The following is a 15,008-nucleotide window of genomic DNA, read 5'->3' on the forward strand; positions in this document are numbered from 1 at the left end:
GATGAACTCCCACGCGACGACACTCGATTCCGCCTCCACACCCCGCGCCGTGCACCCGGCGCTGGTGCTCTTCGCGCTGGCCATGGGCGGGTTCTCCATCGGCACCACCGAATTCGCGACCATGAGCCTGGTGCCCGACATGTCGCGCGGCCTGGGCATCGACGAGCCCACGGCGGGCCACGTGATCAGCGCCTATGCGCTGGGCGTGGTGGTGGGCGCGCCGGTGATCGCCGTGCTGGGCGCGCGGCTGGCGCGACGCACGCTGCTGGTCGGGCTCATGGCGGTCTTCGCGCTGGGCAACCTGCTGTCGGCGATGGCGCCGGACTATGGCTGGATGCTGGGCTTTCGCTTCCTGAGCGGCCTGCCGCACGGCGCCTTCTTCGGCGTCGGCGCGCTGATGGCGGCCTCGCTCGTGCCGCGCGAGCGGCGGGCGCAGGCGGTCTCCCGCATGATGACCGGGCTCGCGATCTCCACCGTCGTGGGCGTGCCGATCGCCAATCTCATGGGCCAGGCGATGGGCTGGCGATGGGGCTTCGTGCTGGTTTCCGTGCTGGCGGCGGCGACGGCCTTGCTGGTCGCGCGCTTCGCGCCGCAGGAGCCGGGCGACCCGAGGCGCAGCCCCCTGCGCGAGCTCGGCGCGCTGAAGCGTAAGCAGGTCTGGCTCGCGCTCGCCACGGGTGCCATCGGCTTTGGCGGCTTCTTCGCGGTCTATACCTACCTGGCCTCCACGCTGGTGGAGGTGACGGGCGTCTCGCCGGGGATGGTGCCGCTGGTGCTGGGCGTGCTGGGCGTGGGCCTGACCCTGGGCAACCTCGTCTGCGCCTGGGCCGCGGACCGCGCGCTGATGGCGGCGGCGGCGGTGACCCTGGCCTTCAGCGCGGGCGTGCTGGCGCTCTACCCCTGGGCGGCGCAGGATCTCGGCACGCTCTTGCCCGTGGTGTTCCTGATCGGCGCGGGCGGCGGCGTGGGCTCCATCATCCAGACGCGGCTGATGGATGTGGCGGGCGAGGCGCAGACGCTGGCCGCGGCCCTGCACCACTCGGCGTTCAACGTGGCGAATGCGCTGGGGCCGTGGTTCGGCGGCCTTGCGATCGCCGCCGGCTATGGCTGGACCTCGACGGGCTGGGTGGGCATGGGGCTGGCGCTGGGCGGGCTCGCGATCTGGATGGTGTCCTGGGGTCTCGATCGGCGGTAGGTTCCGCCCATGCGGATCATCGGCCTCGCGGGATGGAGCGGTGCGGGCAAGACCACCCTGGTGGTGAAGCTGCTGCCCGCGCTGATCGCGCGCGGCATCACCGTCTCGACCGTCAAGCACGCCCATCACGAATTCGATGTGGACCAGCCTGGCAAGGACAGCTTCGAACACCGGCAGGCCGGCGCCGCGCAGGTCCTCGTCTCCTCCGCGAAGCGCTGGGCGCTGATGACCGAGCATCGCGGCGCGCCGGAACCGCCGCTGGCCGAGCTGCTGGGGAAGCTGAACCCCGTGGACCTCGTGCTCGTGGAGGGCTTCAAGCGCGAGGCCCTGCCCAAGATCGAGATCCACCGCGCCGCCAACGGCAAGCCCTTCCTCTTTCCGGAGGACCCGCTGATCCGGGCCGTGGCGTCCGATGTGGTGCCGCCGGAGGGGGCGCCGCGGCCGCTGCGACTGGATGACCTGGCCGCCATCGCCGAGGCGGCGCTGAGCCTCGCGGAACCCGCGCGCATCTGATTAACTCCCTCCCACCACGGGAGAGAACCATGTCCGAGCAGCATGTGCTGACCGAGCGCGACGGCGCCATCCTTACCATCCGCCTGAACCGGCCCGACAAGAAGAATGCGCTGACCCGCGCCATGTACAACGGCATGGCCGAGGCGCTGAGCCAGGCCGCGATCGACGAGAGCGTGCGCGTCGTCATCCTCGCGGGCGGGACGGATTTCACGGCCGGCAACGACATCAAGGATTTCGCCGCCGTGGGCGACCGCCCGGCCACCGAGCCCGGCGCGGCCTTCAGCTTCCTCGAGACCATCCTGGATTTCGAGAAGCCGGTGATCGCCGCCGTGCGCGGGTATGCGGTGGGAATCGGCACCACCATGCTGCTGCATGCTGATGTGGTGGTGGCCAGCGAGACCGCGCGGCTGCAGATGCCCTTCACCAAGCTGGCGCTGGTGCCGGAGGCCGGTTCCTCCGTGCTGCTGCCCGCCCGCGTAGGACCGGCGCGGGCCAATTGGTGGTTCCTCTCCGGCGCGCCGATCAGCGGCGCCGAGGCCGCGCAGGCGGGCCTTGCGAGCCGCGCCGTGCCTGACAACGAGGTGGAGCCGGTGGCGCTGGAGATGGCGAAGCAGCTCGCGGCCCTGCCGCCCGGTTCGGTCGCCGAGACGAAGCGGCTGGTGAAGGCGCCGCACCGCGCGATGGTGAAGGAGGCCATGGCGGCCGAGCGCGTGGCCTTCGCCGAACGCCTTCGCACCAGCGAGGCGCAGGAGATCTTCGCAGCCTTCCTGAAGAAGTAGCGCGGGACGAATGCAGGCGCGAAGGCGCCAGGGGCGTGAATCCCGCGATCAAAGGCTGAACGGAAGCTGACGCAGCGGCTCAGCGCCCATTCAGACGAGCCCCGGTAGTGAGAGCGTATATTCGCTGAACTATCGGGGAATGAAGATGAGTTTCGAGACGAGCTACACCATGTCTGAACTGGCGATCGTCGCCTTCATGGTGGCGCTGGCCGTGGTGCCTGTCGCGATGTTCGCGAAGGCGCAGCCTCCGCGCCGCCGGGCCTAGTCTGCCAGGGCCGTATCGACCGGCAGCCGGCGCATATCGATTCCCTTCGCGCGCAGCAGCGCCCCGCTGGACACATCCAGCTCCACTTCGAAGGGCTCGCCATTGGCGGGCAGGATCTTCACCTCGAAGTAGCGGCGACCGCGCTTCTCCTCCAGCTCGACCTCGATGACCGTGCCGCCGTAGCGCCGCTCGGCCAGGCGCGCGATGGCCGAAGCCGTCATGGGCTCGCCTTCTGCCGCCGGCGCGCCGACCTGCGGTGCCGCCGCCGTCTCGCGCTGCGCGGGCATGTGCAGGAAGGCCATGGTTCCAAAGGCCAGGGCAGTGAGGCCGAGGATGGCGGTGATGCCGCGCATGGGATCCTCCTTTCGCCGAAATTGAGCGCCGGTTTCAGCAATTCCCGGCGCGATGTTCAAGCCTGATCGTCAACCCGGTTCGATGCCGAGACGTTTCAGCCGGTGCGCCTCTGCCGCGTTCACCGCGCCATCCGGCAGCTTGCCCTCGGCCAGCGCCGCGACCTGACGCACCGTGTCCATCGCCTGGTGCTCGGCCGCCTGGGGCGTGAGCCCGCCGATATGCGGCGTCGCCACCACATCCGGGCGCGAGGCGAGCACCGGGCTCGGCATCTGGTCGGGCGCGCGGCCCACATCCATCGCCGCGCCCGCGAGATGCCCGGAATCCAGCGCGGCGGCCAGCGCCGACTCGTCCACCAGCTCGCCGCGCGAGAGGTTGATGAAGAGGGCGCCGCGCCGCATCCGTGCGAAGGCGGCGGCATTCATGATGTTCGCCGTCTCCGGGCTGGAGATGGCGAGGCAGACCACGAAATCCGATTGCGTCAGCACCTCGTCGAGGCTCGTCTCCGGCCGCGCATAGGGGTCATGCGCCAGCACGCGCATGCCGAGCGCGGAGGCGATGGCGTCCAGCCGCTTCGCGATGCGCCCATAGCCCACGATGCCGAGCGTGGCGCCGGAGAGCTGGATCTGCCCGCCGGGCGCGGGCTGCTTCTCGCCGCGCCGATAGGCCTGGCCCGCCCGCGAGATGCCGCGCGCGAGATCCAGCATCATTCCGAGGCCGAGCTCCGCCACGGAATCCACGAAGCCCGGCGTCGCGCGCGTCACCAGGATTCCCTGCGACGAGGCGGCGGGGACATCGATGGTGCTGATGTCCACCGCGCAGCGCAGGAAGGCCACGAGGTCGGGGCTGCGCGCGAAGGTTTCCGCCGTTCCGGGCGAACCGCGGAAGGCGATGATGGCCTGGCAGCCGGCGGCGGCTTCGGCGAGTTCCGCATCGCGCAGGTCGCGATCCGTCGTGTTGCGGACCACGTCCGCATGCTCGCGCAGCGCGGCGAGCGCGCGGTCCCCGAAATAGCCGTGGAAGGTGTCCGTCCCGTGCGAGAGAAACACGCGGAGGCGATTGCCGCTCATGGCACGATCACCACGCGTCCCGCGGATCGGCGCTCGCGCACCTCCGCCATGGCCTCACGGAAACGGTCGAGCGGGAAGCTCGCATGCACCTCGGGCTTCAGCAGGCCCTTGGCCCACCAGCCCATGAGCTGGTCCCACAGCTCGCGCACGCGCGCCGCGTGATGCTCGCGATTGTCGCCGGGAGACCAGCCGACATAGGTGCCCCAGTTGAGGCCCGCGACGGCGATGTTCTTCAGCAGCAGGATGTTCGCCGGCACGGTCGGAATGCCGCCCGCCGCGAAGCCCACGACCACCAGCGTCCCGCCATCGCCAAGGCAGCGCAGCGAATCGTCGAAGATGTCGCCGCCCAGCGTGTCGAGCACGCAGTCCACGCCCGCGCCGCCGGTGATCTCGCGCACCTGCTCGCGGAACGGCGCGGCGCTGTCGAGCACGGCATCCGCGCCGCGCGCATGCAGCATCGCGTGCTTCGCGGCGCCCGCGCGCGCGATCACCTTGGCGCCCAGCGCCTTCGCGATCTCCACGCCCGCCAGGCCCACGCCGCCCGCCGCGCCATGCACCAGCACCCAGTCGCCCGCCTTCAGCTTCCCGCGCCAGAGCAGCGCGGAGCCCGCGGTCGGGTAGCTGATCGGGAAGGCCACGGCAGGCGGCAGCGGCAGACCGTCGGGGATGGGCGTGACATGGATCGCGTCCGCTACCGCCTCCTCCGCGAAGCCGCCCCAGTCGAGCACGGCGAAGACCCGCGTGCCGCGCGGCAGCGGGCCTTCCAGCACGGTGCCCGCGACCTCGGTGCCCGGCACGAAGGGCAGCGGCGGCTTGCGCTGGTACTTGCCCGCGACGACGAGCTGCACGGCAAAGGAGACGCCGACCGCCTCCACCTTGATCCGCACCTGGCCCGGCTTCAGCTCGGGCGGCGGGATGTCCTTCACTTCCAGCTGGTCGAAGTCCCGCCAGGATTCGCAGACGAGCGCGCGCATCATTCCCCCTTGATCTCGGCGTCGCGGATCAGGCGACCCCAGCGATCGTACTCGCTCGCGCAGAAGCGCGCGAAATCGGCCGGCGGGCTCGCGATGGGCGTGGCACCCATGGCGCCGTAGCGCGAGCGCGCATCCTCCCGCGCCACGACCTTCGCCATCGCCTGCTGGATGCGCGTGGCGAGCGCCGGCGCCATGCCCTTGGGCGCCCACATCGCGTACCAGGTCGCGATCTCGTAGCCCGGGACGCCTGCCTCCGCGATGGTGGGCAGCTCGGGATGGTCCGGCAGGCGCTGCGCCGTCGTCACTGCGATGGCGCGCAGACGGCCGGAGCGCACATGCTCGGCCGAGGAGGCGAGGCTGTCGAACATCACCTGCACCGTGCCCGCCAGCAGATCCTGCAGGGCGGGGCCGGAGCCTCGATAGGGCACATGCGTCAGGTCCGTGCGCGTCATGAACTTGAAGAGCTCGCCCGCCAGGTGCGGCGCGCCGCCGATGGAGGAGGACGCGTAGGAGATCCGCCCCGGCTGCGCCTTCGCGAGATCGATCAGGTCCTGCACCGTGCGCACCGGCAGCGCCCCGTTCACCACGAGGATGAGCGGCACCTTCACGATCTCCGTAATGGGCGTGAAGTCGGCCAGCGCGTCGAAGGGCATGTTGCGCTGGAGATGCGGCACGATGACATGCGCGGAAGCGTTCACCAGCAGCGTCTGGCCGTCGGGCGCCGCGCGCGCGGCCTCGCCGGCGCCGATGGAACCGCCGGCGCCTGCGCGGTTCTCCACCACGAAGGGCTGGCCGAGCTCGGCCTGCAGTCCCGCCGCGGCGACGCGGCCCACGAGATCGGTCGGGCCGCCGGGCGGATAGGGGACGATCACGCGCACCGGGCGGGCGGGCCAGTCCTGGGCGAAGGCGGGCAGCGCGGGCGCGGCGAGGGCGGCGCCCAGCAGGGCGCGGCGGGTGGCGGTCATTCCTGTGTTCCTGGACGTTTGGCGGGATGATAGCCGAACCGCGCGCCGCGCAAATCCGTCAGACGGGACCGATGGTGGTGATGAAGCTGTCCATGAGCATCCAGCTCGGCTGCCGCAGCTTGGCGGGCGGCGGCGCCATCTCGTTCCGCACCGTGATGCGCAGGGATGCGGCGTCCGAGAGCTTCGCGTGCAGGGCATCGTACGCGCGGCCGGAATTCGCGATGAAGGCGCCCTGGCTCGGCTTCCAGCTGCCCACGAGAATGCAGCCATCCGTGTCCTCCGGCTTGTTCCCGATATGGATCAGGATGCCGGTGAAGCCCTTCACATCGTGCAGGCGCGGGATCTTGCGGCTGCGTCCCGCGCGCTCGTAGCGGGCGGAAAGGCGCGGGCTCTCCTCGATCGTCATGCGGTAGCTGCCGGGCGGGATGGCCGTGCTGCCCGCGATCTTCTCCGCGCGCTCCAGGTCCTCCAGCGTGTGGCACTGGAATTTCCCGTCGACCTGGAGCGTGCCGATGGTGGCCTCGCCGACGACGACCTGGCGGATGAGCACCAATTCCATCTTCGCGAACCTCCCGGGGCCGCGAAGGATGGCGCGGCTTTCGGCATGAGTCCATGCAAAGGAATGCGACACCCCTCCCTTCCCCCGCAGGGCTTTTCCGCGATGATGGGCGCAACAAGGAGGACGACCATGCCCAAGCCCTATGAGGGTCTCTTCGTGCTCGATGCCGCCCAGGGCATCGCGGGCCCCTATTGCGGCATGCTGCTCGCCCAGAACGGCGCGACGGTGGTGAAGCTCGAGCCGCCGAAGGGCGACTGGTCGCGCGGGCTTTCCACGCGCTCGGGCAGCCACAGCGCCATGCACACCGTCTACAATCGCGGCAAGCGCGCCATCGTGCTCGACCTGACGCTGGAGGAGGACCGCGCCAAGGCCGCGAAGCTCGCCGCCAGGGCCGACGTGCTGATCGAGGCCTTCCGCCCCGGCGTCGCGGCCCGCATCGGCCTCGGCCCCGAGACCGCGAAGCCGGATGCGGTCTGCGTCTCCATCTCCGGCTTCGGCCAGCAGGGCCCCTATTCGGAGCGCCCCTGCACGGACAGCGTGGCCCAGGCCTTCTCGGGCCTCTGCGCCGTGAACCCGGGGATGGACGGCACGCCGCATCGCGTGGGCACGCAGCTCATCGACGTCTTCACCGGCCTTTCGGCCTTCGCGGCCTGCCAGGCGGCGCTGGCCTCCCAGGCGCAGGACCGGGCCTCGGGCGCCGCGCCGCAGCGGCGGCATCTGGACGTCTCGCTCATGCAGGCCGCGGCCTCGATGCTGGTGTTGCCGGTGGCCGAGGCCGGTCTGATCGGCCGCATGCCGGACGAGGTGAACGTCCCCGCCGGCACCTATGCCGCGCAGGACGGCGTGGGCGTCATGTTCGCCCTGGTGCGCGAGGCCGAGTGGGTGACGCTCTGCGAGGTGATCGGCCGGCCCGATCTGCCCGCCGACCCGCGCTTCAAGGATTTCCCCGCTCGCTTCACCAACAAGCCCGCGCTGGTCGCCATCCTGCGCGAGGTTTTCCAGACGCGGCCTTCCGCCGAATGGCTCGCGAAGATGCAGGCCGCGCGCCTGCTCTGCGACCGTGTGAACACGCCGCTCGAATGGCTGGACGACGCACATGTGAAGGCGGTCGGCGCCGCGCCGGTTCTGCAGCAGCCGGGGCTCGGGCCCATGCCGCTGCCGGTCATTCCTGGCATCGGGCCCTGGGTCGAGCCTGCTCCGGCGCTGGGGCAGGATACGGACGCGGTTCTGGCGGAAATGGGGATCTGATCCGATGGTGCACGATGCGCAGGGCAATCGCGCCAGCTTCGCCTCGGCCGAGGCCGCCCAGGCTTTCGATCACACGATCGAGGGCTTCCTCAAGTATCGCGCCGACACGCCCCTTCGGCTCAAGGCCGCGCTGAAGCTGGATGGCGAGGCGCCCATGCTGCACGCCATGAAAGGCGCCTTCGCGTTGCTCGCCTACAAGGCCGCGCATATCCCGGCGGCCAAGGGCGCGCTGGACCAGGCGCGGGCGCTGGGCGGCAACCCGCGCGAGAAGATGCACGTCGCGGCCCTCGATGCCTGGGCGGAGGGCGGGCAGGACCGCGCCATCGCCATCTGGCAGGAGCTGCTGGCGGAGCATCCGCGCGACATCCTGGCCTTCCGCCTGCATCACTTCGCCTCCTTCTGGATGGGCAAGTCGCCGGAGATGATGGCGGCGGTCGAGCATGTGATGCCGCATTGGGACGGGGGGGTGCCGGGCTATGGCTCCATCCTCGCCTGCCGGTCCTTCGCGCATGAGGAATGCGGCAGCCTGCTCATCGCCGAGGCCGCGGGGCGCGAGGCCATCCGCCGCGACCCGGCCGATCTCTGGGCCGCGCATGCGGTGGCGCATGTGCTGGAGATGCAGGGCCGCCGCTCGGAGGGCATCGGCTGGATCAAGGGGCTCGCCAGCAACTTCGCCGGCGGCAACAACCTGCTGCACCACCTCTCCTGGCACCAGGCCATGTTCCACATGGAGCGCGGCGAGTTCGACGAGGTGCTGCGCCTCTACGACACCGGCTTCCGCGACCTCGAGAGCCCGGTGACGCAGATGCAGCCGGACCTCTACATCGACTGCCAGAACGCGGCCTCCATGCTGTTCCGGCTGGAGCGGCACGGCGTGCCCGTGGGCGACCGCTGGGAGGAGCTGGCCGAGAAGGCTGAGGCGCGCATAGGCGATTGCCTCTCGGCCTTCACCCTGCCGCATTGGATGATGGCCCTGACGGCGACCGGCCGCTTCGAGGCGGCCGAGCGCATGATGGAGGCGATGCGCGACTATTCCCGCGCCAATACGGGCGAGAATGCCCGCATCGTCCGCGATGCGGCCATTCCCTGCTGCGCGGCGCTCATCCTGCGCGCGCGCGGCGACTTCCCCGGCGCGGTCGAGGCGATGCGACCCTCGATCGGCGGGCTCTACGAGCTCGGCGGAAGCCATGCCCAGCAGGACGTGCTGGAGCAGCTCTTCCTCGATTGCGCCGTGAAGGCGGGAATGGAGGCGGATGTGCGCCTGATCCTGGAGCGCGTCGCCGGCCGCTGGCCGACGCCCCCCGAGCGGCGGCTGGGCTTCGCCGAGGCGGCGCGGGCCTATCGCGACTGATTCGCCGCTTCGGCGATTCCGCCGAAGCGGATCGGGCGCTAACCGCTGATCGTGAAGCGGAACTTGCGCGTCGCGGCGTCCGCCCACCGCGCCGGCAGCAGCTCCAGCAGCCGCAGCGGATAGCCCATCCGGCGCGGGATGATCGCCCGGCCATGCCCGGCCTCCACGGCGCGGGCGATGCGTTCCGCCATCTCCTCCAGACCCAGCTCGAAGGGATGGATGCCGCTGAACTTCGCGCTCATGTCGCTGCGGAAGAAGCCCGGCGCGACGGTGGTGACGTCCACGCCCGTCCCGCGTAGCCGGGCGCGCAGGCTCTCGCCATAGGCCCAGATCCCCGCCTTGGAGGCGCAATAGGCCGGACTGTCGGCCAACCCCCGGAAGGCGGCGACCGAGGCGATGAAGACCAGCCGCCCCGCCCGGCGCTCCATCATCCGGGGCAGGAGGGGGGCTGCCGCATTGACCGCGCCCAGCAGGTTCACCCTCAGGACCCGGTCCGCATCGGCCCAGGATTCGAGCCCGCCGCCCGGCGGGGTGCCGGCCGTGACACCGGCATTGGCGATGACGAGGTCGAAGGGACGGGCCGCGTCCCATCGCAGGAGGGTCTCCGCGAGGGCGGCAGCATCCCGGACGTCCAGGGCCGCGGTTTCGGCCTCGGCGCCCTGCCCCTCGCAATCCGCGGCGATGGCGGCGAGCCCGGCCTCGCTGCGGGCCACGAGGCGCAGCGCCGTGCCGGGCGCCGCGAAGCGCCTGGCCAGGGCGGCGCCCAGGCCCCGGGAAGCCCCGGTGATCAGGATGGCGCGGGCGGGTGGCGGGGTGGGACGCATGGCCGGAGCATAGCGGGGGATGGCGGGCATTTCATGCGCCTGCACAATGATTTGTTGAACCGGGCGAGGCACGTTAGAAGGATGCCGGGCGCCCTCGGGCCGAGGGGCCCTGACAGCGAGAAGGGCCTGCCATTGCCTTGCTTCCCTCGGATCGCCGCGATCCTGGTCCTCGGTGCGTCGCTGGCCGGATGCGGCATGAGTATGCCCGACATCTCGTTGCCCAGCCTGTCCACGAGCCCCGCCGCGCCCTATGCGGATCCGTCGGTGGTGGTTTCCGTCCCGCGCGGGCCCGATCCGCTGGCCGATTTCGCGGCGGCCTCGCCCCCCGGCACGACCGGCAGCGTCAATGGCGAGCGCGCGCGGGTCATCCGCGCCTACAACTCGGCGAGTGGCCGCGAATGCCGTGAAATCGCCTTGGGCTACGGCGGCAACGAGCGCACGGCGGTAGCCTGCCGCCAGCCGGACGGCAGCTTCGTCTCCTCGCGCCCGCTGCTGCGCGGCTCGCTCAGATAGGCCCGCGCGGAATGATGTATGTTCCGCAGGAAGTGAGCTGGTTCAAGGCCATCAGGTCGCGCTGCCGCGTGATCGAGGCCCTGATCATTCGCGAGATCCACACGCGCTTCGGGCGGGACAACCTCGGCTATGTCTGGCTCTTCGTGGAGCCCGCCATGCTCGGCCTGGGCGTGGCGCTCATGCGCGTGTTCATCCGCGGCATGGGCCACGACATGCCGGGCGGCATCAACAAATTCGCCTTCTTCATCATCGGCTACATCGTCTTCTACCTGTTCCGGACGGTCGTGAACCGCTCGGCCAACGGCATCCAGGCGAACGTGCAGCTCTTCTACCATTCGCGCGTGACGATCGAGGCCGTGATGATGGCGCGCAATGTCCTCGACATGGGCGCGGTCATGGTCTGCATGAGCGCCTTCTGCGTCATCATCGGCGTGATCTACGGAGACTGGCCCTACGATCCCCTGCACATGGTGGCCGGGGTGCTGCTGATGTTCGGGCTCTCCCATGGGTTCGGCCTGTGCCTGCTGTCGCTGACCGCCATGGGCGCGGACCTGATCGACCGCCTTGTCCATCCGTTCACATATCTGATGCTACCATTCTCCGGCATGTTCTATATGATGTGGTGGTTGCCGCAGCCTTTTCAGGACATCCTCTGGTGGGTTCCGCTTGTGCACATCATGGAGTTCACGCGGGAGGGACAGTTCGGACCGGGAATCCCCTATCACTATGACCTGACTTACGTCGCGATCTGGATCGTGGGGCTCAATTTCCTGGGGTTGTGCGCCATCAGGGCAGGGCGTCCGCATTTCGAGATGTGAGGAGCGATGCTGGAGCTGTCCGGGGTCTGCAAGAGCTTCGTCAAAGGTGGAATCAGGCGGGATGTCCTCAAGGGCGTCGACGCCACCTTCTGGCCCGGAGATGCCGTAGGCATCCTCGGCCGCAATGGCGCGGGCAAGAGCACGCTCATGCGCATCATGTCCGGCGTCGAGCAGCCGACGGCCGGGCGCGTGCGACGGAACATGAGCATTTCCTGGCCCATCGGCTTCTCCGGCGCGGTGCATGATGCGCTGACGGGCGCCGACAATGCGCGCTTCATCGCGCGGCTCTACGACCGGAAGCTCGACTGGGTGGAGAGCTTCGTGAAGGATTTCTCCGAGCTCGGCGACCAGTTCCGCGCCCCGGTGAAGACCTATTCCTCGGGCATGCGGGCGCGGCTTATCTTCGCGCTGTCGCTGGCCATCGATTTCGACTGCTATCTGGTGGATGAGGTGATCGCGGTCGGCGACGCCCGTTTCAACGAGAAATGCCGGCAGTCCCTGCTCTCCCGGCGGGGCCGCAGCGCGCTGATTCTCGTCTCCCACCAGGTGGAAACCGTGCGTAGCCTCTGCTCGCACGCCGCTATTCTCAACGAAGGCAGGCTCACCTTTCATGAAGATCTGGACCAGGCTTTCGCCGAATACCAACATCTCTAGCGAGAGCCGGGCGATCCCGGCCCGTGGACCTTCCGCCCGCTCCGTGCCGGCCGAGCGCGGGCGCGAGCGCATGCTGCTGTCCGGCGTGGCGCAGAAGAAGCGAACCAACCTGGCCTCGTGGTTCCGCGACCACCCCTTCGTCACCTTCGTGTTCCTGCCGACCATCGCGGCCGCGATCTATCTCTTCGCCTTTGCTGCGCCCCAATATGTCAGCGAGGCACACTACACCGTCCGCACCCAGACCCCCCGGGCCGCGGCCGGCGGCCTGGGAGATATCGCGGCCGCTTCGGGCTTCGTCACCTCTCCCGAAAACATCGCCAGCATCGCGGACTTCCTGGGCTCGCACGACGTGGTCCAGCGCCTGCGCGAGAAGGTGGACCTGATCGAGATCTTCCGGCCCCAGTTCGCGGACCCGCTGTTCCGCCTGCAGTCGCCCGAGCCGACCTCCGAGCGCCTGCGCTCCTACTATCGCTGGCAGGTGAAGCCCACGATCGACGTTTCGACCGGCATCACCACCCTGCGCGTCTGGACCTTCCGGCCTAGCGACAGCCGGGAGCTCAACCGCCTCCTGCTGACGCTGAGCGAGGAGAAGGTGAACGAGCTGAACGTCCGCGTGCTGGAGGAATCGACCCGCTCAGCCCGGGCCGAGGTGGGGCGCGCCGAGGAGCGGCTGCTCGCTGCCCAGCTCGCCCTCACGAATTTCCGCCAGGAAGCCGCGGTGGTCGACCCCACCCAGTCGACCAACCTGAACATCGGCACCATCGGCCAGCTGGAGGCCGATGCGGCCCGCGCCCGCTCGGACCTTCAGACGATCCTGGCCTTCTCTCGCCCGAACAACCCGCAGGTCCAGAACCTGCGGAACCGCATCGCCGCCCTCGATGCCCAGGCGGCCGAGGAACGTCGGCGCATCGCGGCCAGCGGCACCGGCGTGACCGAGCAGCTGGCGAACTACACACGCCTGTCCAGCGAGGTCGATATCGCCACCCAGCAGCTGGCCGCGGCGCGCGTCAACCTGGACCGCTCGATCGGCGAGGCGCAGCGCCAGCAGATATTCCTCTCGCGCATCGTCGAGCCGAACATGCCCGAGCGGTCGCTCTTCCCGCAGCCGATTTGGATGACCCTCTATGTCTTCGCCTCTCTTTGTGTTCTGTATGGCCTTGCCTGGCTGATCCTGACGGGAATGAGGGAACATGCGCGCTAAGCCGATTTTCCGGGGCCTGGTCCTGGGCCTTCTTGTCATGACCGGGCAGGCCCATGCGCAGGGCAATGCCGGAGTCCTGACGAACTCCATCCTCGGCGGCATCGGAGCCTCCGCCCCGCCGGCCGCCGTGGCGCCGACGCCGGGCGATCCGGGCACCAACCGCGTCGGCTCGGCGACCGAGGCCGAGGGCGGTGCCACTGCGACGCGTCCCCTCGGCGAGGGCACGCGGGCGACCGGCCGTCTCAATGCCGTCTTCGGCGCGACGCTTTTTGCGCGGGAGGCGACGGCGAGCTCCGACGCGCCCAACCCCAACTACGTCATCATGCCCGGGGACCGGCTCTCGGTCCGCGTCTGGGGCGCGCTGGATGCCGAGGTCACGGGCCTCGTCGACCCGCAGGGCAATTTCTTCCTGCCGAATGTCGGCCCCATTTCCCTGACCGGCGTGCGTTCCGGCGATCTGCAGAGCCGCGTCCAGACCGAGGTGGCGCGCGTCTACAACCAGCAGGTCCAGGTCTATGCCGTCGTGGCCTCGGCACAGCGCATCGGCGTCTTCGTCACGGGCTTCGTGCGCACGCCGGGCCGCTTCGCGGGCAGCGCCGCCGACAGCGTGCTGGATTTCCTGCTGCGCGCCGGCGGCGTCGACCCCTCGCGCGGCAGCTACCGGGAGATCTCGGTGCTGCGCGGCGGCCGGGCCATCACGAATGTGGACCTGTACCGCTTCCTGCTCGACGGCCAGCTTCCGGTCCTGCGGCTGCAGGAGGGCGATACCATCGTCGTGGGCCGCCAGCGCGCCCTGGCGGGCGCCGACGGCGCGGTGCGCAACAACTTCCTCTTCGAGGTCTCGGGCCGCGGCATGAACGGCCGGGAGCTGATCGACTACGCCCGTCCCCTGCCGAGCGCGACCAACGCCGTCATCCAGGGCACGCGCAACGGCCGCCCCTATTCGCGCTACGTCACGCTGGCCGAGCTGCCGGCGGTGCCGCTGGGCGACCAGGACATCGTGACCTTCATCACCGACCGGCCGGCCCAGACCGTGCGCGTGACGGTGGAAGGGAGCCGCATCGGCCCCTCCGTGCTGGTCACCGACCGCGACGCGACCCTTTGCCAGGTGCTGGACTACATCGAGGTCGACCCCGTCCTGGCCGATACGGGCAGCGTCTATATCCTGCGCCAGAGCGTGGCGGCCCAGCAGCAGCGCTCGATCGACGAGGCGGCGGACCGGCTGGAGCGCGCGCTCTTCCTCTCCACCTCGGCGACGCAGGGTGTCGCGAACATCCGCACGGCCGAGGCGGCGATGGTCACGCAGTACCTGCAGCGTGCCCGCCGCATCCAGCCCGAGGGCCGCGTCGTCGCCTTCAACAACGGCCGCTGCACCAGCGTGCGCCTGGAGGATGCGGACGTCGTCGTGATCCCGGAGCGGCGCGATACCATCCTCGTGACCGGCGAGGTGAACATGCCCCGTGCCGTCGTGTGGCGCGCCGGCATGACGGTGGATGAGTTGGTCCGCGAGGCGGGCGGGTTCTCGGCCCGCGGCAATTCGCGAAACATCATGATCCGCCGGGCCTCGGGCGAGGTTTCGCTCGATCCCAACGTGCCGCCGCGCCCGGGCGACGAGGTCATCGCGCTGCCCCGGCTGGATTCGCGCTACTTCCAGCTCGCGACGGACGTGATGCAGGTCATGTTCCAGGCGGCTTTGGCGGCGCGCGTCTTCACGAACTAGCCGTGTTG

Annotated in this window: 16 protein-coding genes; 10 read left to right on the forward strand and 6 right to left on the reverse strand. The window is 69.9% G+C overall.

Going from position 1 to position 15,008, the window contains the following annotated elements:
- Position 1 precedes the first annotated feature (1 nt).
- From WJM96_RS01610 to WJM96_RS01620, 3 genes are read left to right on the forward strand one after another with little or no spacing between them, the layout of a single operon-like run.
- Entirely contained in the window at positions 2-1,195 is a 1,194-nt protein-coding gene (locus tag WJM96_RS01610; protein ID WP_424810669.1) for an MFS transporter, read from the forward strand.
- Between the two features lie 9 nt (positions 1,196-1,204).
- Positions 1,205-1,708 carry a molybdopterin-guanine dinucleotide biosynthesis protein B gene (gene mobB, locus WJM96_RS01615; RefSeq protein WP_424810670.1) on the forward strand — a complete coding sequence of 168 codons (504 nt, stop codon included), beginning with the start codon at positions 1,205-1,207 and terminating at the stop codon, positions 1,706-1,708.
- Positions 1,709-1,737: 29 nt separating this feature from the next.
- On the forward strand, positions 1,738-2,487 hold the full coding sequence (locus WJM96_RS01620; protein ID WP_424810671.1) for an enoyl-CoA hydratase: 750 nt from the start codon (positions 1,738-1,740) through the stop codon (positions 2,485-2,487).
- A 261-nt stretch (positions 2,488-2,748) separates the two neighbouring features.
- On the opposite strand, the gene WJM96_RS01625 is transcribed toward WJM96_RS01620, so the two are convergent.
- From WJM96_RS01625 to WJM96_RS01645, 5 genes are all read right to left on the reverse strand, one after another.
- Positions 2,749-3,105 carry a PepSY domain-containing protein gene (locus tag WJM96_RS01625; RefSeq protein ID WP_424810672.1) on the reverse strand — a complete coding sequence of 119 codons (357 nt, stop codon included), beginning with the start codon at positions 3,103-3,105 and terminating at the stop codon, positions 2,749-2,751.
- Between the two features lie 69 nt (positions 3,106-3,174).
- A complete protein-coding gene (locus tag WJM96_RS01630) occupies positions 3,175-4,173 on the reverse strand; it encodes a hydroxyacid dehydrogenase (protein ID WP_424810673.1) in 999 nt (332 codons plus the stop codon).
- Complete coding sequence (locus WJM96_RS01635) at positions 4,170-5,150, reverse strand: NADPH:quinone oxidoreductase family protein (protein ID WP_424810674.1); 981 nt, start codon at positions 5,148-5,150, stop codon at positions 4,170-4,172. Before WJM96_RS01635 ends, WJM96_RS01630 begins: the two co-directional genes overlap by 4 nt.
- Positions 5,147-6,112: a tripartite tricarboxylate transporter substrate binding protein gene (locus WJM96_RS01640; RefSeq protein ID WP_424810675.1), complete on the reverse strand. Its 966-nt coding sequence runs from the start codon at positions 6,110-6,112 to the stop codon at positions 5,147-5,149. Before WJM96_RS01640 ends, WJM96_RS01635 begins: the two co-directional genes overlap by 4 nt.
- A 58-nt stretch (positions 6,113-6,170) precedes the next feature.
- Positions 6,171-6,671, reverse strand: a complete 501-nt coding sequence (locus WJM96_RS01645) for a DUF5675 family protein (protein WP_424810676.1) — start codon at positions 6,669-6,671, stop codon at positions 6,171-6,173.
- A gap of 129 nt (positions 6,672-6,800) precedes the next feature.
- On the opposite strand from WJM96_RS01645, the gene WJM96_RS01650 reads away from it, so the two are divergent.
- Positions 6,801-7,919: a CaiB/BaiF CoA transferase family protein gene (locus WJM96_RS01650; RefSeq protein ID WP_424810677.1), complete on the forward strand. Its 1,119-nt coding sequence runs from the start codon at positions 6,801-6,803 to the stop codon at positions 7,917-7,919.
- A gap of 4 nt (positions 7,920-7,923) precedes the next feature.
- The gene (locus tag WJM96_RS01655; protein ID WP_424810678.1) at positions 7,924-9,270 is read left to right on the forward strand and encodes a tetratricopeptide repeat protein; all 1,347 of its coding nucleotides are present in this window, start codon (positions 7,924-7,926) and stop codon (positions 9,268-9,270) included.
- A 38-nt stretch (positions 9,271-9,308) separates the two neighbouring features.
- Here WJM96_RS01655 and WJM96_RS01660 read toward each other — a convergent pair whose 3' ends face one another.
- Complete coding sequence (locus tag WJM96_RS01660) at positions 9,309-10,094, reverse strand: SDR family NAD(P)-dependent oxidoreductase (protein ID WP_424810679.1); 786 nt, start codon at positions 10,092-10,094, stop codon at positions 9,309-9,311.
- Positions 10,095-10,289: 195 nt separating this feature from the next.
- On the opposite strand from WJM96_RS01660, the gene WJM96_RS01665 reads away from it, so the two are divergent.
- From WJM96_RS01665 to WJM96_RS01685, 5 genes are read left to right on the forward strand one after another with little or no spacing between them, the layout of a single operon-like run.
- Entirely contained in the window at positions 10,290-10,607 is a 318-nt protein-coding gene (locus WJM96_RS01665; protein WP_424810680.1) for a DVU3141 family protein, read from the forward strand.
- Positions 10,608-10,618: 11 nt separating this feature from the next.
- Complete coding sequence (locus WJM96_RS01670; protein WP_424810681.1) at positions 10,619-11,425, forward strand: ABC transporter permease; 807 nt, start codon at positions 10,619-10,621, stop codon at positions 11,423-11,425.
- Between the two features lie 6 nt (positions 11,426-11,431).
- Positions 11,432-12,079: an ABC transporter ATP-binding protein gene (locus WJM96_RS01675; RefSeq protein ID WP_424810682.1), complete on the forward strand. Its 648-nt coding sequence runs from the start codon at positions 11,432-11,434 to the stop codon at positions 12,077-12,079.
- Entirely contained in the window at positions 12,036-13,280 is a 1,245-nt protein-coding gene (locus tag WJM96_RS01680; protein ID WP_424810683.1) for a capsule biosynthesis protein, read from the forward strand. The genes WJM96_RS01675 and WJM96_RS01680 overlap by 44 nt, the downstream gene beginning before the upstream one ends.
- On the forward strand, positions 13,270-15,000 hold the full coding sequence (locus tag WJM96_RS01685; RefSeq protein ID WP_424810684.1) for a polysaccharide biosynthesis/export family protein: 1,731 nt from the start codon (positions 13,270-13,272) through the stop codon (positions 14,998-15,000). Before WJM96_RS01680 ends, WJM96_RS01685 begins: the two co-directional genes overlap by 11 nt.
- The last annotated feature ends 8 nt before the right edge of the window (positions 15,001-15,008 follow it).

It is taken from the genome of Roseococcus sp. YIM B11640 (genome assembly GCF_049727625.1).
Taxonomy (GTDB): domain Bacteria; phylum Pseudomonadota; class Alphaproteobacteria; order Acetobacterales; family Acetobacteraceae; genus Roseococcus.